At 64.8% G+C, this 19,026-nt stretch carries 20 protein-coding genes; 11 read left to right on the forward strand and 9 right to left on the reverse strand.

Annotated elements, in window-relative coordinates; all coding sequences use genetic code 11:
* Nucleotides 1-142 precede the first annotated feature (142 nt).
* From B6V75_RS07065 to B6V75_RS07080, 4 genes are read left to right on the forward strand one after another with little or no spacing between them, the layout of a single operon-like run.
* A complete protein-coding gene (locus B6V75_RS07065) occupies nt 143-1,054 on the forward strand; it encodes a cytochrome ubiquinol oxidase subunit II (protein ID WP_146735108.1) in 912 nt (303 codons plus the stop codon).
* Complete coding sequence (locus B6V75_RS07070; protein ID WP_088719146.1) at nt 1,051-3,171, forward strand: cbb3-type cytochrome c oxidase subunit I; 2,121 nt, start codon at nt 1,051-1,053, stop codon at nt 3,169-3,171. Before B6V75_RS07065 ends, B6V75_RS07070 begins: the two co-directional genes overlap by 4 nt.
* The gene (locus tag B6V75_RS07075; RefSeq protein ID WP_075776303.1) at nt 3,168-3,788 is read left to right on the forward strand and encodes a cytochrome c oxidase subunit 3; all 621 of its coding nucleotides are present in this window, start codon (nt 3,168-3,170) and stop codon (nt 3,786-3,788) included. The genes B6V75_RS07070 and B6V75_RS07075 overlap by 4 nt, the downstream gene beginning before the upstream one ends.
* Nucleotides 3,785-4,096 (forward strand): cytochrome C oxidase subunit IV family protein, encoded by a 312-nt coding sequence (locus B6V75_RS07080; protein WP_075776304.1) that lies wholly within the window; start codon nt 3,785-3,787, stop codon nt 4,094-4,096. The genes B6V75_RS07075 and B6V75_RS07080 overlap by 4 nt, the downstream gene beginning before the upstream one ends.
* A 5-nt stretch (nt 4,097-4,101) precedes the next feature.
* Here B6V75_RS07080 and B6V75_RS07085 read toward each other — a convergent pair whose 3' ends face one another.
* Genes B6V75_RS07085 through B6V75_RS07095 form a run of 3 tightly spaced genes read right to left on the reverse strand, consistent with a single transcriptional unit; the run spans nt 4,102 to nt 6,654 of the window.
* Nucleotides 4,102-4,863: a 5-oxoprolinase subunit PxpA gene (locus B6V75_RS07085; protein WP_088719147.1), complete on the reverse strand. Its 762-nt coding sequence runs from the start codon at nt 4,861-4,863 to the stop codon at nt 4,102-4,104.
* Nucleotides 4,856-5,887 carry an urea amidolyase gene (locus B6V75_RS07090; protein WP_088719148.1) on the reverse strand — a complete coding sequence of 344 codons (1,032 nt, stop codon included), beginning with the start codon at nt 5,885-5,887 and terminating at the stop codon, nt 4,856-4,858. Before B6V75_RS07090 ends, B6V75_RS07085 begins: the two co-directional genes overlap by 8 nt.
* Nucleotides 5,884-6,654, reverse strand: a complete 771-nt coding sequence (locus B6V75_RS07095) for an allophanate hydrolase subunit 1 (protein WP_088719149.1) — start codon at nt 6,652-6,654, stop codon at nt 5,884-5,886. The genes B6V75_RS07090 and B6V75_RS07095 overlap by 4 nt, the downstream gene beginning before the upstream one ends.
* A gap of 135 nt (nt 6,655-6,789) precedes the next feature.
* Between B6V75_RS07095 and B6V75_RS07100 the strand changes: the two genes are divergently transcribed.
* The 3 genes from B6V75_RS07100 (at nt 6,790) to B6V75_RS07110 (ending at nt 9,669) form a co-directional block, all read left to right on the forward strand.
* Complete coding sequence (locus tag B6V75_RS07100) at nt 6,790-7,755, forward strand: TRAP transporter substrate-binding protein (protein WP_088719150.1); 966 nt, start codon at nt 6,790-6,792, stop codon at nt 7,753-7,755.
* An 84-nt stretch (nt 7,756-7,839) separates the two neighbouring features.
* Entirely contained in the window at nt 7,840-8,364 is a 525-nt protein-coding gene (locus tag B6V75_RS07105) for a TRAP transporter small permease (protein WP_075776308.1), read from the forward strand.
* Nucleotides 8,365-8,367: 3 nt separating this feature from the next.
* On the forward strand, nt 8,368-9,669 hold the full coding sequence (locus B6V75_RS07110) for a TRAP transporter large permease subunit (RefSeq protein WP_075776309.1): 1,302 nt from the start codon (nt 8,368-8,370) through the stop codon (nt 9,667-9,669).
* A 19-nt stretch (nt 9,670-9,688) separates the two neighbouring features.
* Here the strand turns inward: B6V75_RS07110 and B6V75_RS07115 are convergent, their stop codons facing one another.
* Together B6V75_RS07115 and B6V75_RS07120 are read right to left on the reverse strand one after the other, a co-directional pair.
* Entirely contained in the window at nt 9,689-10,198 is a 510-nt protein-coding gene (locus tag B6V75_RS07115) for a winged helix DNA-binding protein (RefSeq protein WP_088719151.1), read from the reverse strand.
* Nucleotides 10,199-10,257: 59 nt separating this feature from the next.
* Nucleotides 10,258-11,061, reverse strand: a complete 804-nt coding sequence (locus tag B6V75_RS07120; protein WP_088719152.1) for a crotonase/enoyl-CoA hydratase family protein — start codon at nt 11,059-11,061, stop codon at nt 10,258-10,260.
* Between the two features lie 151 nt (nt 11,062-11,212).
* Here B6V75_RS07120 and B6V75_RS07125 point away from each other — a divergent pair, with 151 nt between their 5' ends.
* Entirely contained in the window at nt 11,213-12,217 is a 1,005-nt protein-coding gene (locus B6V75_RS07125) for an LLM class flavin-dependent oxidoreductase (RefSeq protein ID WP_075776312.1), read from the forward strand.
* 75 nt (nt 12,218-12,292) lie between these two features.
* Here the strand turns inward: B6V75_RS07125 and B6V75_RS07130 are convergent, their stop codons facing one another.
* From B6V75_RS07130 to B6V75_RS07145, 4 genes are all read right to left on the reverse strand, one after another.
* Complete coding sequence (locus B6V75_RS07130) at nt 12,293-13,618, reverse strand: TRAP transporter large permease subunit (protein WP_075776313.1); 1,326 nt, start codon at nt 13,616-13,618, stop codon at nt 12,293-12,295.
* Nucleotides 13,615-14,226 (reverse strand): TRAP transporter small permease, encoded by a 612-nt coding sequence (locus B6V75_RS07135; RefSeq protein ID WP_077701141.1) that lies wholly within the window; start codon nt 14,224-14,226, stop codon nt 13,615-13,617. The genes B6V75_RS07130 and B6V75_RS07135 overlap by 4 nt, the downstream gene beginning before the upstream one ends.
* Before the next feature lie 76 nt (nt 14,227-14,302).
* A complete protein-coding gene (locus B6V75_RS07140; RefSeq protein WP_075776314.1) occupies nt 14,303-15,322 on the reverse strand; it encodes a TRAP transporter substrate-binding protein in 1,020 nt (339 codons plus the stop codon).
* A 24-nt stretch (nt 15,323-15,346) separates the two neighbouring features.
* Nucleotides 15,347-15,883 (reverse strand): gluconokinase, encoded by a 537-nt coding sequence (locus tag B6V75_RS07145; RefSeq protein ID WP_075776315.1) that lies wholly within the window; start codon nt 15,881-15,883, stop codon nt 15,347-15,349.
* Between the two features lie 107 nt (nt 15,884-15,990).
* On the opposite strand from B6V75_RS07145, the gene B6V75_RS07150 reads away from it, so the two are divergent.
* The 3 genes from B6V75_RS07150 (at nt 15,991) to B6V75_RS07160 (ending at nt 19,021) form a co-directional block, all read left to right on the forward strand.
* Entirely contained in the window at nt 15,991-17,013 is a 1,023-nt protein-coding gene (locus B6V75_RS07150) for a LacI family DNA-binding transcriptional regulator (protein WP_075776316.1), read from the forward strand.
* A gap of 227 nt (nt 17,014-17,240) precedes the next feature.
* Nucleotides 17,241-18,287 carry a glycosyltransferase family 4 protein gene (locus tag B6V75_RS07155; RefSeq protein WP_088719153.1) on the forward strand — a complete coding sequence of 349 codons (1,047 nt, stop codon included), beginning with the start codon at nt 17,241-17,243 and terminating at the stop codon, nt 18,285-18,287.
* A 158-nt stretch (nt 18,288-18,445) separates the two neighbouring features.
* The gene (locus B6V75_RS07160) at nt 18,446-19,021 is read left to right on the forward strand and encodes a YSC84-related protein (protein WP_088719154.1); all 576 of its coding nucleotides are present in this window, start codon (nt 18,446-18,448) and stop codon (nt 19,019-19,021) included.
* The last annotated feature ends 5 nt before the right edge of the window (nt 19,022-19,026 follow it).

The following is a 19,026-nucleotide window of genomic DNA, read 5'->3' on the forward strand; positions in this document are numbered from 1 at the left end:
CAGCCTCGCAGGACCAAGAAACGCGCATAACGTGGAGCGGCCCGCATGGTTCCGTGAAAAAAACGTGTTGGGCAGCCGAACTTGTCCGACGAGGAGGTCGGTCTACCGTTTCCGCACACCCCCTTGTGCACGCGAGTTTGCCATGTCCCTTGCCGCCTCGATCCGCAGAGCCCCCCTCCTTTCCGGAGCGGTCGTGGCCCTCTGGATGGGCTGGGGCTGGACCGGCGCGGGAGAGGCGCGAGCAGAGAGTTTTCTCGACCCGGCCGGGCCGATCGCCTCCGCTCAGGTTACTCATCTGAAGATCATCCTGATCCTCATGGCGATCGTCGTGATCCCGGTTTTCGCGGCGACCCCGTGGTTGATCCGGCGCTACCGCTACGGACGCTCGAAGGGCGAATACCGCCCCGACTGGTCGTTCGCCACGGTGTTCGAAATTCTGGCCTGGGGCGTGCCGATCCTGGTCGTGCTGATGCTTGCCGTTTATCTGTGGCAGCGGACCCACACCCTCGATCCTTACAACCCGGTGGCGGGCAAGGCGGGCAAGCCGCTGGTCGTCGATGTGGTCGCCTATGACTGGAAATGGCTGTTCCTCTATCCCGAAGAAGGCGTGGCGAGCGTGGGCGAGCTGGCCTTCCCTGCCTCGCGCCCGCTCGAGCTGCATCTGACCTCCGACACGGTGATGCAGAGCTTCATGATCCCGCGGCTGGGCAGCCAGATCTACGCGATGAAGGGGATGCAGACGAAGCTGCATCTGGCCGCCGACGGCCCCGGCACCTTCGAGGGCCGCAACACGCAGTTTAACGGCGAAGGGTTCTACACGCAGAATTTCAAGGCGAGCGCCATGAACGACGAGGTATTCGCACGCTGGGTGAAGGCGGCGAAGGCGCGCGGCCTGCCTCTCGACGACAAGGCACGCGCAGCGCTGGAGGAAAAAAGCAACAAGGTCGAACTGGCCCGCGCGCTCGACCAGCCTACCGAGCAGCCGATCCTGTTCTCGACCGCGCCGAGCGGAATGTTCGACGAGATCGCCGGCCTGAAGGAGACGCAACAATGAACACATGGAGCAGCATCTGGGGTTTCCCCTTCGGACGCCTGACGCTGGACGCGCTACCGGTCAGCGATATCGTGCGCGCCGATGGCAGGACCGAGTTGCTCTCCGGCATCACTGGCACTGCCGCTGCGGGCATGGCGGTGCTGGGCTTCGTCGTCGTGGTTATCTTGATCACGGTGAAAGGATGGTGGCGCCCGCTCTGGAGCGAGTGGCTGACTTCGGTCGATCACAAGAAGATCGGCATCATGTATATCGTCTTCTCCTTCGTGATGCTGGCGCGGGCGCTGGCCGAAGCCTTCGTGATGCGAAGCCAGCAGGTGGTGGGCCATGACGGCGGTGGGATCGTGATGCCCGACCATTTCGCGCAGCTCTTCACCACCCATGGCACGATCATGATCTTCTTCATGGCGATGCCCTTCCTGACCGGCATGATCAATTTCGTGATGCCGTTGCAGATCGGCGCGCGCGATGTGGCCTTCCCGGTGCTGAACTCGGTCTCGCTGATGCTGACGATCGCGGGCGGCCTGATCCTGATGATCTCGCTGGTGCTCGAGCCCTTCTCGACCGGCGGCTGGTCCGGTTACCCGCCCTATACGGAAGCCGCCTACAACCCCGGCGCGGGGCCGGATTACTGGATCTGGGCGGTGACGCTGTCGTCGATCGGGTCGACTTTCACGGGGCTGAATTTCGCCGTGACGATCTACAAGAAGCGCTGCCCCGGCATGAAGCTTATGCGGATGCCGCTGTTCACCTGGACGTCGCTCTGCACCTCGATCCTGATGATCTTCGCGATGCCGCCGCTGACCATCGCGACGGCGCTGCTCGCGCTGGATCGCTACATGGGCTTCCACTTCTTCACCAATGGGGGTGGCGGCAACATGATGAACTACGCCAACCTGTTCTGGCTGTTCGGCCATCCGGAGGTCTATATCCTCATCCTGCCCGCGTTCGGCGTCTGGTCGGAGGTATTCTCGACCTTCTCGGGCAAGACGCTCTACGGCTACACCGCACTGGTGATCGCGACGATGGCAATCGCGGTGCTGAGCTTCACCGTTTGGGTCCACCATTTCTTCACGATGGGCCAGAGCGCCAATCTGAATGCCGCCTTCGGCATTGCCACGATGACGATCGGGGTGCCCACAGGGGTCAAGATCTACGACTGGATGCTGACGATGTTTCGCGGGCGGGTGCGCATCTCGGTGCCGATGCTCTACGCCATCGCCTTCCTGTTCCTGTTCACCATCGGCGGGCTGTCGGGCATCATTCTGGCGAACCCGTCGGTCGACTACCAGGTCCACAACACGCTGTTCCTCGTGGCGCATTTCCACAACATGCTGATCCCCGGACTGCTTTACGGAATGATCGCGGGCTACACGATGTGGTTTCCCAAGGCCTTCGGGTTCCGGCTCGACGAGAAATGGGGCTACCGCGCCGCGTGGTGCTGGATACTCGGCTTCGTGGGGGCGTTCTTCCCGCTCTACGTACTGGGGCTGATGGGAATGCCGCGGCGGATGTCGGGCTATTTCTCCGGGCAGTGGCTGCCATGGACGATCATCGCGTTGGGCGGCGCGGTCCTGATCCTCGCCGGTTTCCTCGCGCTGATCGTGCAACTCTGGGTTTCGGTGCGCGATCGCAAGCGGCTGGCCGTGCCGGTAGGCGATCCGTGGGACGGGCGCTCGCTCGAATGGGGCATCCCCGCCCCCGCGCCGGAATGGAACTTCCCCGCCCTGCCCCGTGTCGAGGGCCGCGACGCCTTTGCGACGCTGAAAGCCTCGGGTCATGATCTCGGCCCGCCCGAGGACGGGTTCGAGGATATCTGGCTGCCGAAGAACGCCGCGTTCGGCCCGGTGATCGGGGCGCTCGGCACGGCGCTGGCCTTCACGCTGACATGGTACATGTGGTGGGCGGTTCTGCCGCTTGCGGCACTGGTGCCGCTGGTGATCATCGCTCAGGGCTTCCGGCGCGACACCGAGAAGCGCGTCCCTGCCGAGGAAGTCCGCAAGGAATGGCGCGCCTTCCGCGAACTGGCCGCTCGCACGCCGCGCGTGCCCCGCACGTCCGAATACACCCGCGACAACCGCGGCCACGCCATACCGATGTCGCAGGAGGCCACGCGATGAGCCAGACCACCCGCCATCCCGGCCTCAACCTTGGTTCCAAGCACCAGAGCGCCGACGACCAAGCCGAAACCGAAGTCTTCGGCTTCTGGGTCTTCATGATGTCCGATGCGATCCTGTTCGGCCTGCTGATGGCGACCTATGTGGTGATGCGGCCCAACACGAATGGCGGCCCCGGCCCGCAGGAACTGTTCGAGCTGAAGTCGATCTTCATCGAGACGATGCTGCTGCTGACGTCATCGGTCGCGATCGGCTTTTCGCATCTCGCACTCAAGCACGAGCCGCGCCCGGTGAAGATGGTGCTGTGGTTGCTGATCGCGATGGCGCTCGCGCTGACCTTCGTGGGCTTCGAGATCCACGACTTCCTGAAGATGTTCTCGGAAGGCGGCACACCTCAGCGCAGCGGATTCCTGTCGTCCTTCTTCGCGCTGGTGCCGCTGCATGGGCTGCACGTCACGTTCTCCTGCCTCTGGGCCGTCGCGATCCTGGGGCAGATGCTCGTTTACGGCCTGGACGACCGGGTGAAGCTGTCGATGGTGCGTCTCGCGGTGCTCTGGCACTTCCTCGACATCGTCTGGATCGGAATTTTCTCCATCGTCTATATCGGGGGGCTGGCATGAGCGAACATGACGAAAGACGCCAAGAGGCCCGCAGCTACCTGATCGGCTATGCGCTCGCGCTGGCGCTGACACTGCCGATCTTCGCACTGGTGGCGTGGGATCTGCTGCCGAAAGTGGCGATCTGGTGGACAACCGCCGTGGCCGCGATCGTGCAGATCGTGGTCCATTTCCGCTTCTTCCTGCATATCCGCCTGAAGGGGCAGAAGCAGGAAGACCTGCATCTGATCCTGTTCACCACGCTGATCTTGCTGCTGATGGGCGGCGGGACGCTGTGGCTGCTGTGGAACCTGCACGCGCGGATGATCTGAGCCGATCAGGCCCCGAAGCGGCCGATCTCGAAGCCAGCCTCGGTCAGGTGCCCGCGCAGTGCCCGCGCCATCGCCAGCGCCTCTGCCCCGTCGCCGTGCAGGCAGACCGTGTCGATCTTGCAGGGGATTTCCTTGCCCGAGGCGGTCACGATCGCGCCCTTGCGCAGCATCTCCTCGATCCGCGCGCCGACCTCTCCGGCGTCATGCAGCACCGCACCGGGCTTCGATCGCGCCATCAGCGAAGCGTCGTCCTCATAGGCGCGATCGGCGAAAATCTCGCCCGCCCAATTGGCCTGCAACTCGCGCGCAACCTGCTCCATCGGGGTCTGCGGCAGAACGACGAGGATGATGTCGGGCTGCACTTTCAGGGCGGCGGAATAGCAGGCCCGCGCGATCTCGATATCCTCCGAGGCCATGTTCGACAGCGCCCCGTGCAGCTTGAAATGCCGCACCGCGCCACCCGCCGCGCGGGCCATCGCCTGCGCGGCGCCCAGTTGATAAGTGACCAGATTCGTCAGCTCCTCGGCGCTGAGCTTGATCCGCCGACGGCCGAAGCCCTGCAGATCCGCAAAGCCCGGATGCGCGCCGATACCGACATCGTTGGCCACAGCTGCGCGCATCGTCTGCGCCATCACATCCGGGTCGCCCGCGTGGAAACCGCAGGCGACATTGGCGGAGGTAATGACCTCCATCAGCGCGGCGTCGTTGCCCATGATCCACGGGCCGAAGCTTTCTCCGATATCGGCGTTCAGGTCGATCTTAGCCATTTTCTTCCTCCAATTCGCGCCCTGCCGTCACGCCGCTGATCAATTGGTAGCTGAGCAGGTCATGAATGTCGTGCGGATCGCGGATCAACGGGCGCAGCTTGGCCCGCTGTGCCTGAAGCTGCGCCTCCCAGCGCAGGGCCAAGGCGTCGGCCTCTTCCAGTGTCACCGCTTTGAACCGCAGTTTCGTCCCCGGCGCGGCTTGGGCGATGCGCGGCAGATCGCAGGGCAGCACGGTGCCGATCCGAGGGTAGCCGCCGATGGTCTGGCATTCGGCGAGCAGCACATAGGGCGTGCCCGCGCCCGTCATCTGAATATCGCCCTCGAAGATCACGTCCGAGGCGAGCCCTTTGGCCTTGTCCGAGGTCAGCGCAGGCGCATCGCTCTCGAGCGCCACGCCCTGACGGTTGCCCTGCCGGGCGCGGGTGAATTCGGTCGTGCTGAGCCGCGCGAAAGTGGCCTCGTCGAACAGGCCCGTCTGCGGTCCCGGGATGATCCGCAACGTGCCGCCCGAGAAACGGTCGTCCTGCGTGAGAACCATCCCGGGCGCGTCGGGCTCGGGGTCCGCACCGAGCGGCAGGCGCGCGCCCGCTTCCAGCGCCGATCCGATCCCGGCGGTGAGATGCGCCGAGCGGCTGCCCAGGACTTCGGGCGTCTCGATCCCGCCCGCGAAGGTGAGATAGCCGAACATGCTCGCGCGCGCGGCACCGATCGACAGCACCTCGCCCGGTTCCATTCTGTGGCTCGCGCCCCAGCGCAGGGGGCGTCCGTCAAGCTCCGCCTGCATCGGCGCACCCGTCAGGGCGATCCGCGTCGGAGCCGTGACCTCGAACCGCCCGCCGCTCACCGCCATTTCCAACGCGGGAAGCGGTTTGCGCGACCCCAGAAGCGCCGCCGCCTCGACCAATGCGAGCGGATCGACCGCGCCACCGCGCGAGATGCCTTGCGCCATGCGACCGGGGCGGCCCATGTCCTGCACGCTCACGCTTGGCCCGACGCTCCGCAGGATCAGCGATCCGCCGCTCATGACCGCACCTCGCAACGCGCGCCGCCCATCGGATCGCCCGCCTTCAAAAGCGCGTCCATCTCGGTGCCGGAGACCGGCGCGAGGCGAACCTCGTCGCCCGCATGCAGCGGCACGGGGTCGGTTTGGTCGGGGCGGAACACATCGAAGGCCGTCCGCGCGATCTGATGCCAGCCGGTGGGCGAGGCATTCGCGAACAGCACCAATTGGCGCACCGCCAGGCAGAGCGCCCCTTTCGGAACGCGCGGGTTCAGCTCGGAGCGGCGCGCGAGATTCCAATGCTCGGGCAGCAGACCGAGATAGGGTTGACCGGGCGCGAAGCCGATGGCGAGGACGCTCAGCTGGGTCGCCGTGATCTCGTCGATGGCCGCTTGCGGAGAAAGCCCCGCAAGCTTCGCCGCCTCTTCCAGATCGGGACCGTGTTCGCCGCCGAACGCCACGGGCAAATGCCAGACGCGCTGCGCGGGATGCGGCGCCGCACTCAGCCAATCGGCCTCGGACAGCAGGGTCTCCAGCCGCTCGGCCATCTCGGCCCGCGTTACCGCCTCCGGATCGAAACGCAGCAGAACCGACACGAGGCTGGGGACGACCTCGCGCAAACCGGCCAGATCGCTCTCCGTCACGCGCTGATGAAAGCTCTGCGCCGCCGCAATCGCGTTGGGCTCTGCGACCAGCGCGAACCGCACGAGCAGCCCGTCTCCGCCAGCCGGCAAAATCTGCGGGCTATGCGCTTGGGCCGTTCCGGGCCGCAATGCTTCTTCGAGCATCATGTCAGGGCATCTCCACTGGCTCAGACCGCGATTTTGAAACTTATCGTTGACTTTGATTTCATTTTACAGACAATTTGTCAACGTTATGAAAAAGAGGCGGACACGAATTCCGCCGCGACCCGACAGGAGAGAGATATGATCAGATTTGCTGCAAGCTTCGCGGTTGCGCTGGGACTGGGCACAGCCGTTCAGGCGCAGACCTGGGACATGCCGACGCCCTATGGCGACACCACCTTCCACACCGTGAATATCCGCGACTTCGCCGAGGACGTGTCGAAAGCGACCGACGGCAAGCTGGAGATCAAGGTGCATTCGGCGGGCTCGCTCTTCCCGCATTCCGAGATCAAGAACGCCGTGCGCTCGGGTCAGGTGCCGATCGGAGAGTTCTTCCTCTCGACGCTCTCGAACGAAGATCTGGCTTTCGGCGTCGACAGCCAGCCTTTCCTCGCCACCAGCTACGATCAGGCCGAAAAGCTTTGGGAGGCGCAGAAGCCCGTCATCACCAAGCTTCTCGACAAGCAAGGGCTGATGCCGCTGTTCTCGGTGCCGTGGCCGGCGCAGGGGCTCTATACCAATGGCGAGATCAAATCCGTGGACGACCTCGCAGGGCTGCGCTTCCGCGCATATAATCCCGCGCTGGAAGAATTTGCGACGCTCGCCAAGGCCGCGCCCGTGCAGGTCGAAGCGGTCGACATTCCGCAGGCCTTCTCGACGGGTCAGCTGCAAGCGATGATCACCTCGCCCTCGACCGGCGCGAATTCCAAGGCGTGGGACTTCGTCGACACCTACACCAAGATCGACGCCTGGCTGCCCAAGAACATCGTCGTGGTGAACAAGCGCGCCTTCGACCGTCTGAGCGAAGACGAACAGAAGGCCGTGATGGATGCCGCCGCCACCGCGCAGACCCGCGGTTGGGAGATGTCGAAGAAAGAGGCCGCCGAGAAGACCGCCGAGATGAAGGATAACGGCATGGCGATCGTCGATCCGAGCCCCGAATTGGAGCAGGGTCTGAAGAAGATCGGCGACGAGATGCTGGCCAACTGGAAAGAAAAGGCCAGCCCCGACGCGCTTGAGGTGCTCAAGGCCTATCAGGGCAACTGAGCCCGCTCGATCCGGGGCCCTTCCGCCACTGCGGGAGGGCCTTTTTCGATGCTCTTCCTCACACAAGCCCCCGGAGTATCCACCATGCGTCGCCTGCTCGATCAGGTCTATCTTCTGTCCGGAGGGATCGCCGCCGTCTCGATCCTCGCGATCTGCCTGCTGGTCACGGCCCAGGTCGGGCTGAACGTGCTCGCCCGTCTGGGCGGGCCCGCTCTCTCCTACACGATCCCCTCCTATGCCGATTTCGCGGGCTATTTCCTCGCGACGGCAAGCTTCATGGCGCTGGCCCACACACTGCGCCACGGCAGCCATATTCGCGTCAATCTCGTGCTGACCCGCCTGCCCGCCCGTGGCCAATGGGTCGCCGAGCTCGTAGCGCTCGCGCTTGGCTTCGCGGCCAGCGCCTACGCTGTGTGGTTCGCGACCTCGCTGATGCTCGAGAGCCTGCATTACGGCGATATGTCCACCGGCATCGTCGCGATCCCGATCTGGATCCCGCAATGTGCGATGGTCGTCGGGCTGGGCCTTCTGGCGCTCGCCTTCATCGATACGCTGATCGAGAGCGTCCGCGCCAAGCGCCCGGTGCTCGTCGATGATGTTTCGGAGTAAACCATGTCCGATCCGATGACCTTCGCAATTCTTCTGGGCCTGCTTCTCGTGCTGCTCGCAGGCGGCGTCTGGGTGGCGCTGTCTCTGCTGATCGTGGCGCTGGCGGGGCTCAGCTTCTTCTCCGGCGCGCCGACCGGGCTCGTCATGGCGACCACGCTTTGGGGCAACAGCCATAGCTGGCCGCTCGCCGCGCTGCCGCTTTTCATTCTGATGGGGGAGATCCTGCTCCGCTCGCGGCTGTCCGAGGACATGTTCTCCGGCCTCGCCCCGTGGCTGGGCCGCGCACCGGGCCGCTTGCTGCATGTGAACGTGCTGGGCTGTGCGATCTTCGCGGCCGTTTCGGGGTCGTCCGCGGCGACGGCGGCCACGATCGGGCGGATGTCGGTGCCCGAGCTCACCCGCCGCGGCTATCCCGAGAGCCTGATCCTCGGCACGCTGGCGGGCTCGGCCACGCTTGGCTTTCTGATCCCGCCCTCGGTGATCCTGATCGTCTACGGCGTCGCGACCGAGCAATCCATCGCGCGCCTCTTCATCGCGGGAATCCTGCCGGGGCTGATGCTGGTCAGCCTGTTCGGCGGCTATGTCGCGCTCCGGGCGTGGATGAATCCCGCGTCGATCCCGCGCGAGGACATCACCCTGAACCTGCGCGAGAAGCTGCGGGCGTCGCGCCGCCTGATCCCGATCGTGATCCTGATCGGCGGCGTGATCGGCTCGATCTATACTGGTGTCGCCTCGCCCACCGATGCGGCGGCCGTGGGCGTAGTCTTTTCGGTGATCCTCGCGGTCGCGACGGGCAGCTTCCGCTGGCGCGACTTCAAGGACGCGCTGTTCTCGGCCACCCGCACCAGCGCGATGATCGCTTTCATCCTGCTCGGCGCCTCGGTGCTGTCGGTTTCGATGGGCTTCACCGGCATCCCGCGCAACCTCGCCGCGTGGATCGGCACCTTCGGGCTGTCGCCCACCGCGCTGCTTGCAGTGCTGACCGTGTTCTTCATCCTGCTGGGTTGCTTCCTCGACGGGATCTCGGTCGTGGTGCTGACCACCTCGATCATCCTGCCGATGGTGGAAGCCGCCGGGATCGACCCGCTGTGGTTCGGCATCTACCTCGTGCTGGTCGTCGAGATGAGCCAGATCACCCCGCCCGTGGGCTTCAACCTCTTCGTGATCCAGGGGCTGACCGGCTACAACATCCTCAAGGTCGCCCGCGCGGCGCTGCCTTTCTTCGGGCTGCTGTTGCTGGCGGTTCTGCTGATTACGCTGGTCCCGGGGATCGTGACCTACCTGCCCTCGCTGATGGGCAACTGAGCCAACGACCCGCGCGACCTCAGAGCGAAGAGGCCGCGCGGCTCGCCTGATCGTAATAGCCCGAGAGCACACGCAGGGCCGAGGCGATCTCACGTAGATCTTCGCCCGCCATACCGCCTTTCTGGATCGGCTCGAGCAGGCATTCCTCGCGCACTTTCCGATAGCGTTCGCACAGATCGCGCCCGCTTTCCGAGGTGCGGTAGAACACTTCCTTGCCGCGCTTCTCGGAATCCAGCAGCCCCAGCTTCAACAGCTTGCGCAGCGCATAATTGACCGTATGCGTGTCCTCGATATTGAGCAGGAACGTGATGTCGTTGAGCCGCTTTTCGCGGTCGCGGTGATTGGTGTTGTGCAGCACGAGGATTTCGAGCGGCGAAAGCTCCATCCCCGAGGCCGCCATGCAGCGCTGCATCCATCGCGCGAAGGAGTTGTAGGCGATGATCATCCCGTATTCGAATTCCGAGGCTTCCCAGCCCGGCCCTTCGGCCAGATGACGGGATGAGACTATGCGGCGTTCTCCTGCGGGCATGAGCGGCACTCTCCTTTCGTGCGTTTACGCCCTCACCTTATAGACATTTCGCTGACATTCTATCCTTGAGAGAAATTCGGCGCGCGCTTTTGCAGGTTCGCCATCACCATTTCCATCTGCGCGGGACCGCCGATGATCTCGGCCTGCAACTCGGCCTCCAGCGCCAACCCGTCGCCGGGCGGCATCGTCCATGCCTGCTCCACCAGCGCCTTGCTCGCCGCCAGCGCCTCGGGGGAGCGCAGGGTGAATTCGGCGGCCATGTCGCGCGCCGCCCGCAGCGGGGTCTCGGCCACGCGCGTGATCAGCCCCAGCTTCTGCGCCTCACCGGCCTCTAGCACCCGGCCCGTCATCATCAGCTCTTTCGCGATATCCGCGCTGACCAGTTTCGGCAGGCTCTGCGAGATGCCCATATCGGGGATCAGCCCCCATTTCGCCTCCATGATCGACAGCCGCGCATCCGGCGCCGCGATCCGGAAATCTGCACCGAGCGCGAGCTGCATCCCCGCCCCGAAGGCCACGCCCTCGATCGCGGCGATCACCGGAACCGGCAGCTGCGCCCATCGCGTCACCGGGCGCTGAAATCGGTTCGCGCCCTGCGCATCGGGTTCGGCCATCTGCGCCTTCACCCCCGCCAGATCGGCCGCGAAGCTTTGCATCACACTCAGGTCGAGCCCGGCCGAGAAACAGCCGCCCGCGCCGCTCAGGATGACCGCGCGCAGGCCCTTTTGCTGCGACAGGCTCTGCGCCGCCTCGGCCAGCACGTCGAACATCTCCAAGGTCCAGGCGTTCTTCTTTTCGGGGCGGTTGAGGATCACCTCCGCGACACCCTCCGCGCTCACCGAAATCTGCACCGGGTCGGCCATGTCCATCCTCCTCGCTTGGCTCTGCGCACTATGCAGACCCGCCGCCCCCTCGCAAAGCGGAACGCGGGGTCATAGGTAGGAGATCAACAGGCGCGCGCGGCGTTGGACAGCCCTGCGCGGCGCGCTAGCTCTGCCCCGACGGAGGTTCCCCATGCAGCAATTCTCACTTCTCGATCTGTCGCCCGTGCCCGAAGGCAAGACCGCAGCCGATGCGCTGGCGGGAACAGCCGACCTGGCCCGGATGGCCGAAGACGCGGGCTATCACCGCTTCTGGCTGGCCGAGCATCACAACATGCCCGGCATCGCCAGCGCCGCGACCTCGGTGCTGATCGGCCATGTCGCCTCGGTGACCAAGAGGATGCGCGTCGGCGCGGGCGGCATCATGCTGCCCAACCACGCGCCGCTGGTGATCGCCGAGCAGTTCGGCACTCTGGCCACGCTCTATCCCGACCGGATCGACCTCGGGCTGGGCCGCGCGCCCGGCACCGATGGCGGCACCGCCCGCGCCCTGCGCCGCAACATGTCGCCCGAGGACACGTTCCCCGCAGACGTACAGGAGCTGCTCGCCTATTTCAGCGACGAGGCAGAGAATTTCCGGGTGCGCGCCATTCCGGGCGCAGGCACGCATGTGCCGATCTGGATCCTCGGCTCGAGCCTCTACGGCGCGCAGCTTGCCGCCTACCTCGGCCTGCCCTACGCCTTCGCGTCGCATTTCGCGCCCGATATGCTGGGCGATGCGCTCGACATCTATCGCAGGAGCTTCCGTCCCTCGGTCCATCTCGACAAGCCCTATGCGATGATGGCCGCCGGGGTCTTCGCCGCCGACACCGATGAGGAGGCGCAATATCTGCGCTCGTCTCAGGTGCTGGCCTTCGCGCGGCTGCGCTCGGGTATGCCGGGCAAGCTGCCGCGCCCGACCGAGGATCTGTCCGAGGTGCCGCCGCAGATGATGGTTCAGGTGCAGCGCGCGCTGTCCTGCTCGGCCACGGGTTCCAAGGACAAGGTACGGGACGATCTGGCGCGTCTGATCGCGCAATACGAGCCCGACGAGCTGATGGTGACCGGGATGATCCACGACGCGGAGGCGCGTCAGAAGTCCTTCAAGATCGCCGCCGAGGTGCTGAGCGAGTTTCGCGAGCAACCTGCCGCGGCCTGAGGCACGGCGTGACACTCAGACATGCAAAGAGGCGGGCCCGGAAGCCCGCCTCTTTTCGTTTCAATCCGGTTGGCCTCAGTGCCCGGTGATCGCCGGGAAGGCCACCAGCAGCCCCACAGCGAAGATCTGGATCGCGATGAAGGGGAGCAGCGAGCGGAAGATCTCGCCCAGAGAAATGTCCTTCGGCGCGACCGACTTCAGGTAGAAAGCAGCTGGCCCGAAGGGCGGCGACAGGAAGCTCACCTGCATGTTCATCGCGAACACGACGCCGAACCAGACCGGGTCGTAGCCAAGGTCTTTCACGATCGGCACGAAGATCGGCATCGTCAGCAGCGCGATCCCGACCCAGTCGAGGAACATGCCGAGGAAGAACAGGATCGCCATCATCGTGAGGATCACGATGATCGGGGTATCCGACACGCCTTTCAGCAGCGCCGAGACGAAGTCGATCCCGCCCATCAGGTTGAACACGCCGACCAAAGCCGAAGCACCGATACCGATCCAGACGATCATCCCGCAGGTCGCGAGCGTCTGCAGCGCGGCCCCTTTGAGCATCGAGAGCGTCAGCTCGCCCCGGATGATGGTCGAGAGCATCACGCCCGCCACACCAAGCGCCGAGGCCTCGGTCACCGAGGCGATGCCGCCATAGATCGAGCCCAGCACGAAACCGATAACCAGGACCGGCAGGATCAGGCCCTTCAGCAGTTTGATCTTTTCCGACCACGGACGGTCGTCGGGCTCCGGCGCAGGCGCCAGATCGGGGTTCAGCTTCACCCGGATGATCACGAAGATCACGTAGAAGGCCGCGAGCATGAAGCCCGGGATGAAGGCAGAGGTGAACAGATCGCCGATGGAGACGTTCGCGGTGAGACCGTAGATGATCAGCACGATCGACGGCGGCACCATGGTGCCCAGCGAGCCGCCCGCACAGATCACGCCGATGGCGAGCTTGCGGTCATAGCCCTGGCGGATCATCTGCGGCAGGGCCAGCAGACCCAGCAACACGATCTCGCCGCCGATGATGCCAGACATCGCCGCGAGAATGACCGAGACGAAGATTGTCTGGATCGCCACCGCGCCGCGCATCCGGCCACCGACGAGCTTCATCGCCTCGAACAGATCGCGCGCGATGCCCGATCGGTCCAGAAGCGCCGCCATCATCACGAACATCGGCACCGAGACGAAGACGAAACTCGATACGAAGGAATAGACGCGGCTGGTGATCAGCGGCACCGCCATCGGGCCGAACCAGCCGAGCGCGAAGATCAGCGCCACCAGCAGGGTCACGAAAGCCAGCGGCATGCCGGTCAGCAGCAGGCCGATCAGCAGCGCGAACAGCAGGACCGTCCCGTAGCCGATCCCCAGAGCGGAGAGGTCGAAACTCAGCAGATGCTCGATCATTTACCCGCCTCCGATGCGAAGGCAGCCCGCAGGTAGTTCACCGCCATGATCACGAATTGCACCACCATCAGGCCGAGCACCACGAGGAGGAAAATCTTCAGGTAAGCCGGGAACGGCGGATCCCAGGCGCTGCCCGAGGTCTCGAAATGGACGCCGCCGCCGGGGCGCATCGTCGCCTTGATGACCATGCCGTAGGCGGCCCAGGCGAAGAAGCCCGCCGCGAAGAGACAGATCAGCGAGATGATCGCGTCGAGGATGCGCTTCGCCCGGCCGGTCACCAGATCGTAGATCAGCACGACGCGGATATGGCTGTTGCGCACAACGCAGTAGAGCCCGCCATAGACGAAAGCCATCGCGCAGAGGAAGATCGTGGTCTCATGCGCCCAGATCGTCGGGCTGTTGAAGCCGTAGCGCAGCACGACCTCGTTTAGCAGGATCAGCGCAGAGGCGATGATACCGATCGCGAAAACGATCCCCACGGCGTTGATCGCGCGGCCGAGGATGCCCGCTTCGGCGATGGTCGCCGCTTCGTCCTCGCTCTGCACCGGTTCCGGCGTGTGCGGATCATGTGCGGGGTGATCCACCCCGGTCTTGTCGGGTTGTGACATTGCAAAAACCGCTGCTGTCAGGAAACTGGAAAAATGCGGGGCCGCAATGGCAGCCCCGCACCGTTAGGGTATCAGATCAGAGAAGGTTGTTCTTCTTCAGATAGTCGGTCAGGACGTCATAGACGTGCTGCGCCTTCTCCGACTTCTTGGCGACCTTTTCCCACTGGGTGATCGCGATGCGGCGGAACTTCGCGCGCTCTTCATCCGACCAGTCGTGGACGTGGATCTTGCCGCCTGCTTCGGCCTTGGCCACGGCCTTCTTGTCGGCAGCCGCGAGATCGCTGACTTCCTTGTCCGCGAATTCCTTAACCGACTCTTCGAAGGCTTTCTGCAGATCGGGCGAGAGCGCATCCCACTCTTTCTTGTTCATCGCGACGCCGACGAGCGGCATCGAGTGGAAGCCCGGATAGACCGGGTTCGGCGCGATGTCGTTGAGGCCCTGCGCCTGGTTGGTCGAGAACACGGTGTAGTCGGCCGCGTCGATCACGCCCTTGTCGAGCGCGGTGTAGACTTCGGACCCCGGCAGGTTCACCGGAGCAGCACCCGCCGCCGCGAAGACGTCCTGCACGAGACCTTCCGGCGCGCGCATCTTCAGGCCCTTCAGGTCAGCCACGCCGTCGAGCGGCACTTTCGACACGAGCGCTTCAAGACCGGTGGTTGTCGAGCCGATGTAATGAACGTCATAGGGCTCGAACAGGTCGTTCGCGAGCTTCTGGCCACCGCCATTGTTCATGAAGTCCAGCAGCTGATCGGTGCTCGACCATGCGCCGACCGGGTTGCCCAGCAGCGAGAAGGCCGGGTCCTTGCCCGCGAAGTAGGAGATGTCGGTCACGATGCCGTCGATGATTCCGGCGCCGGTCGCGTCCAGCGTCTCGTTATGCTCGACGACGGAGCCCACGGGCATCATCTCCACCTGGATCTGGTTGTCGGTGCGCTCGGCGAGGTTCTTCGCCCAGTTCTGCTGGAGTTCGAAGTTCGGATTGCCTGCCGGGTCCGAGCTCTGGAACTTGTACTTGTGGGTTTCGGCATTCGCAGCGCTGGCCAGCGCCAGAACGGCGACGCTCGCGAGGGCGATTTTACGGATCGGTTTCGTCATGGTGTCCTCCCTTAATAGACGAAATCAAACTTGCGAGGCCGTGAGGCCCCAGGCGTTCAATATCTGCGAACAAAGCGCCTCGGGCGCTTCGCGGATATCGCAGGTCTGCGGGGCCTCGTCGGGCCCCGGCAATTCCAGATCGGCCAATTGGCTGTCGAGCAGCGCAATCGGCATGTAGTGATTTTCGCGCGCGGCCATTCGCGCTGCGATCAGGTCGTGCGGCCCGGTGAGATGCGCGAGATGAATCACGCCGAGGCTCTGACGCAGGCGATCCCGATAGGACCGCTTGAGCGCCGAACAGGCGAAGGCGACCGTCTTGCCGTCGCGCCCCGCCTCGATCACGCCCTTCGCCACGAGGTCCAGCCAGTCCCAGCGCATCTCGTCGTTGAGCGGCAGACCGGCGGCCATATGCGCGACATTCTCGGGCGGATGGAAATCGTCAGCATCGAGGAACACGCCGCCCACGGCCTGCGCCACGAGCCGCGCCACCGTCGTCTTGCCGGTGCCGCAGACGCCCATCACTAGGACCGGTGTCGCGTTCGCGCTGCTGCTGTTTGCCATCTTGCCTTACCGGGTTCACAGGTGTTTCTTGGGCACTGAGGGGTAATGTAAGCGGTTACATTCGTCAATCGCACTTTTGAGCAGGGGCGCGCTCGCAGGGAGGATAAATGAATAAAAACAAGGAAACAAAATCAGTTACGATGCGCGACGTCGCCGATCATGTCGGTGTAAGCGTTGCCACGGTTTCGCGTACCCTGCGCAATCCCGAGGTCGTTTCGCAGGCCGTGCGCGACAAGATCGCCGCCGCCATCGAATCGCTCGGATACCTTCCCGACCCCGCGGCCCGCGCCCTCGCCTCGACCCGCTCGGACATCATCGGGGTGATCCTGCCCTCGGTGTCGAACAACGTCTTTGCCGATGTGATGGACGGTATCTATTCCGCGGTCGAAGGCACGCACCACTCAGTCCAGCTCGGCTATTCGCGCTATGCGCCGCTGTCGGAAGAGAACCTGATCCGGGTCTTCCTGCGGCAGCGCCCGGCGGGACTGATCGTGACCGGGATCGACCAGACCGAGGCCGCGCAGGCGCTGTTGCGCGAGGCGGGCTGCCCGGTGGTGCAGATCATGGAGACCGGCGACGCCCCCTATGACCGGATGATCGGCTTTTCGCATTACGACGCCGCCCGCGCCGCCACCGCGCACCTGTTCGCACAGGGCTATCGCCGTCCCGGTTTCCTCGGCGCGCGGATGGACCCGCGCACGCAGCGCCGTCTCCACGGTTTCCGCGACGAGTTGCGCGCGCAGGGCGTCGAGGAAGGCAAGCGTATCCAGACGACCACCCGCGCCTCCTCGGTGACGCTGGGCAGCCACCTGCTCGCACAGCTTATGGATATTGCTCCCGAGACCGACGCGATTTTCTGCATCAACGACGACCTCGCCCTCGGCGCGATGTTCGAAGCGCAGCGCCGCAACCTGCGCATCCCCGACGATCTCGGCATCTGCGGCTTCAACGACATGGAGATGATGGCAGCCGCCGAGCCGTCGATTTCCTCCGTGCGCACGTTCCGGCGCGAAATGGGCGAAGGGGCCGTGCAACTGATCCTCGACTCCCTCTCTGGTACCGCGGCACAGGAGAAGATCGTCGACCTCGGCTACCAGATCGTGCAGCGTCGCTCCACGCGGGGGCACTGAGCGTAAGCCCGCCGCGAGACGCGAGGAAACGCGAGGTGCAACGGGGTGCGGGGTCGGCAGGCTGCTCGCGCTGACTGGCTCGCCACCGGATGACGCACTGTTGTGGCATTCGGCCGTTCTCCTCGCCCTCGCGCGGGTCGCGGCCTATCTGGCTGACGAGGGGACCGAACGCGCCGCGCCGCGACGGGGCCGAGCAGCGCGCCAAACAGAATCGGGAGAGAGATCAAATGACGCCAGCCGTTTTCGCCATTCCGGGAGACATCGCCCAGCTATCCGGCGGGTTCATCTACGAGCGCAAGTTGCTCGAGGCGCTGCGGGCGGAGGGCCGCAACGTCGAGCATCTCGAACTGCCGCCCGGTTTTCCCGATCCGACACCCGAGGAAACCAAGGCCGCGCGCGCGCAGCTGACCGCGATCCCCAGGAATGTTCCGGTGATCCTAGACGGGCTTGTGTTCGGCTCGATCGATACGCAGGTACTCGATGACATGGCGGCGCCCGTGGTGGCGATGCTGCACCATCCGCTAGGCCTCGAGACCGGCCTCGCCGAAGACCGCGCGCGTCATCTGCTGAGGCGCGAGAGAGAAAATCTGCGCCGCGCCGCGCATGTCGTGGTGCCGAGCCCGCATACCAGCACGATCCTGCAAAAGGAGTTCGGCGTCGCTCCGGAGAAGATTTCCATCGCCCTGCCCGGCTTCGACCGTCCTCCGGCGCTGGAGAGCGCGAAACCGACCCCGCCCTTGATCCTGTCGGTCGGGCTGTTGGCCGCGCGCAAGGGCCATGACGTCCTGATCGACGCCTTGGCGGAGATCGGAGACCTGGACTGGCGCGCACAGATCGTGGGCGGCGCGCGCGATCCCGACGTGGCGGACGCGCTCGCCCAGCAGATCGATCGGCTCGGACTGGCTGCGCGGGTACAGCTTGCCGGACGGATGGAACGCGACGCGCTCGACGCGGCCTATCGCGACGCCGCGATCTTCGCGCTGGCGACCCGCTACGAGGGCTACGGGATGGTCTTCGGCGAGGCCATGCTGCACGGGCTGCCCATCGTGACCTGTCGCACCGGCGCCGTGCCCGACACGGTGCCGCCAGACGCAGGTTTTCTCGTTCCGGTGGATGCCCACCTCGACGTCGCCGAGGCGCTAAGACAGCTTCTCGGAGATGCCGAACTGCGCGCCCGGATGGGTGCGGCATCGGCAACCGCGGGGACGGCTCTGCCCGACTGGCGCGACACCTCGGCGATCATGGGGGCCGTGCTGGACAGCCTCATGGCGTGACCGCACTCAGCCTCCCGCGCCGCCTCCCTGCGCGCGCGCGAATTCAGCGTGTCCGCTTCCGGTTCCGACACGTTTTTCTGAATTACGTGAGTGATCCGAAAAGGAACGTGGGCCGTGCGGGCTCGTTTCATTCCCGTAATTTGAAAAGGAGGCATCTCATGCAATCCAAGATTCGCACCCTGACCGCTGGTATTGCCGCATCGCTCATGGGCACGATGGCGATGGCCGCCACGCCCGCATCCACGATCGACCACGCGAAGGGCGTCCAGCCGCGCCCCGACCTGGACCAGCAGGTCGCCGCAGCGCTTAAGCAATGCGCCAGCCTCGAGGATTCCTGCAAGAAAGTCGCCACCGACTCCGCTGCCGTCCTCGTCTTCCCCGAAGTGACCACGATCGACCTCGGCGTCGGTGGCTCGGGTGGCTCGGGTGCCATGGTCCAGAACGGCAAGATCCAAGGCTATTATGACATCGGCAAAGCCTCGGTCGGTCTCCAGATCGGCGCTAAGCAGGCCAGCCAGATCTATGTCTTCCCGACCAAAGAGTCCGTCAAGCAAGTGCAGAGCGGCGGCGAATGGCATGTCGGCGCCGGCGCAGGCATCACCGTGGTAAACGCCAATGCCACCGCGAACGCGTCCTCCGGCAATCCGCGCGTCTATGTCTTCGACAGCTCGGGTCTGAACGGCGGCGCGAAGATCAGCACCCTGCGCATCTGGAAAGACGGCGACAACAGCTAATCGCC

The sequence above is a fragment of the Thioclava sp. F1Mire-8 genome, from assembly GCF_002213165.1.
Classification (GTDB): Bacteria; Pseudomonadota; Alphaproteobacteria; order Rhodobacterales; family Rhodobacteraceae; genus Thioclava; species Thioclava nitratireducens.

What these genes read in the sequence shown, in the direction of transcription:
- B6V75_RS07140 (WP_075776314.1), bottom strand. Translation starts at nt 15,322, where the DNA reads ATGACGAAACCGATCCGTAAAATCGCCCTCGCGAGCGTCGCCGTTCTG.
- B6V75_RS07085 (WP_088719147.1), bottom strand. Translation starts at nt 4,863, where the DNA reads ATGGCTAAGATCGACCTGAACGCCGATATCGGAGAAAGCTTCGGCCCG.
- B6V75_RS07145 (WP_075776315.1), bottom strand. Translation starts at nt 15,883, where the DNA reads ATGGCAAACAGCAGCAGCGCGAACGCGACACCGGTCCTAGTGATGGGC.
- B6V75_RS07075 (WP_075776303.1), top strand. Translation starts at nt 3,168, where the DNA reads ATGAGCCAGACCACCCGCCATCCCGGCCTCAACCTTGGTTCCAAGCAC.
- B6V75_RS07070 (WP_088719146.1), top strand. Translation starts at nt 1,051, where the DNA reads ATGAACACATGGAGCAGCATCTGGGGTTTCCCCTTCGGACGCCTGACG.
- B6V75_RS07095 (WP_088719149.1), bottom strand. Translation starts at nt 6,654, where the DNA reads ATGATGCTCGAAGAAGCATTGCGGCCCGGAACGGCCCAAGCGCATAGC.
- B6V75_RS07135 (WP_077701141.1), bottom strand. Translation starts at nt 14,226, where the DNA reads ATGTCACAACCCGACAAGACCGGGGTGGATCACCCCGCACATGATCCG.
- B6V75_RS07100 (WP_088719150.1), top strand. Translation starts at nt 6,790, where the DNA reads ATGATCAGATTTGCTGCAAGCTTCGCGGTTGCGCTGGGACTGGGCACA.
- B6V75_RS07160 (WP_088719154.1), top strand. Translation starts at nt 18,446, where the DNA reads ATGCAATCCAAGATTCGCACCCTGACCGCTGGTATTGCCGCATCGCTC.
- B6V75_RS07155 (WP_088719153.1), top strand. Translation starts at nt 17,241, where the DNA reads ATGACGCCAGCCGTTTTCGCCATTCCGGGAGACATCGCCCAGCTATCC.
- B6V75_RS07120 (WP_088719152.1), bottom strand. Translation starts at nt 11,061, where the DNA reads ATGGCCGACCCGGTGCAGATTTCGGTGAGCGCGGAGGGTGTCGCGGAG.
- B6V75_RS07150 (WP_075776316.1), top strand. Translation starts at nt 15,991, where the DNA reads ATGAATAAAAACAAGGAAACAAAATCAGTTACGATGCGCGACGTCGCC.
- B6V75_RS07090 (WP_088719148.1), bottom strand. Translation starts at nt 5,887, where the DNA reads ATGAGCGGCGGATCGCTGATCCTGCGGAGCGTCGGGCCAAGCGTGAGC.
- B6V75_RS07115 (WP_088719151.1), bottom strand. Translation starts at nt 10,198, where the DNA reads ATGCCCGCAGGAGAACGCCGCATAGTCTCATCCCGTCATCTGGCCGAA.
- B6V75_RS07130 (WP_075776313.1), bottom strand. Translation starts at nt 13,618, where the DNA reads ATGATCGAGCATCTGCTGAGTTTCGACCTCTCCGCTCTGGGGATCGGC.
- B6V75_RS07125 (WP_075776312.1), top strand. Translation starts at nt 11,213, where the DNA reads ATGCAGCAATTCTCACTTCTCGATCTGTCGCCCGTGCCCGAAGGCAAG.
- B6V75_RS07110 (WP_075776309.1), top strand. Translation starts at nt 8,368, where the DNA reads ATGTCCGATCCGATGACCTTCGCAATTCTTCTGGGCCTGCTTCTCGTG.
- B6V75_RS07080 (WP_075776304.1), top strand. Translation starts at nt 3,785, where the DNA reads ATGAGCGAACATGACGAAAGACGCCAAGAGGCCCGCAGCTACCTGATC.
- B6V75_RS07105 (WP_075776308.1), top strand. Translation starts at nt 7,840, where the DNA reads ATGCGTCGCCTGCTCGATCAGGTCTATCTTCTGTCCGGAGGGATCGCC.
- B6V75_RS07065 (WP_146735108.1), top strand. Translation starts at nt 143, where the DNA reads ATGTCCCTTGCCGCCTCGATCCGCAGAGCCCCCCTCCTTTCCGGAGCG.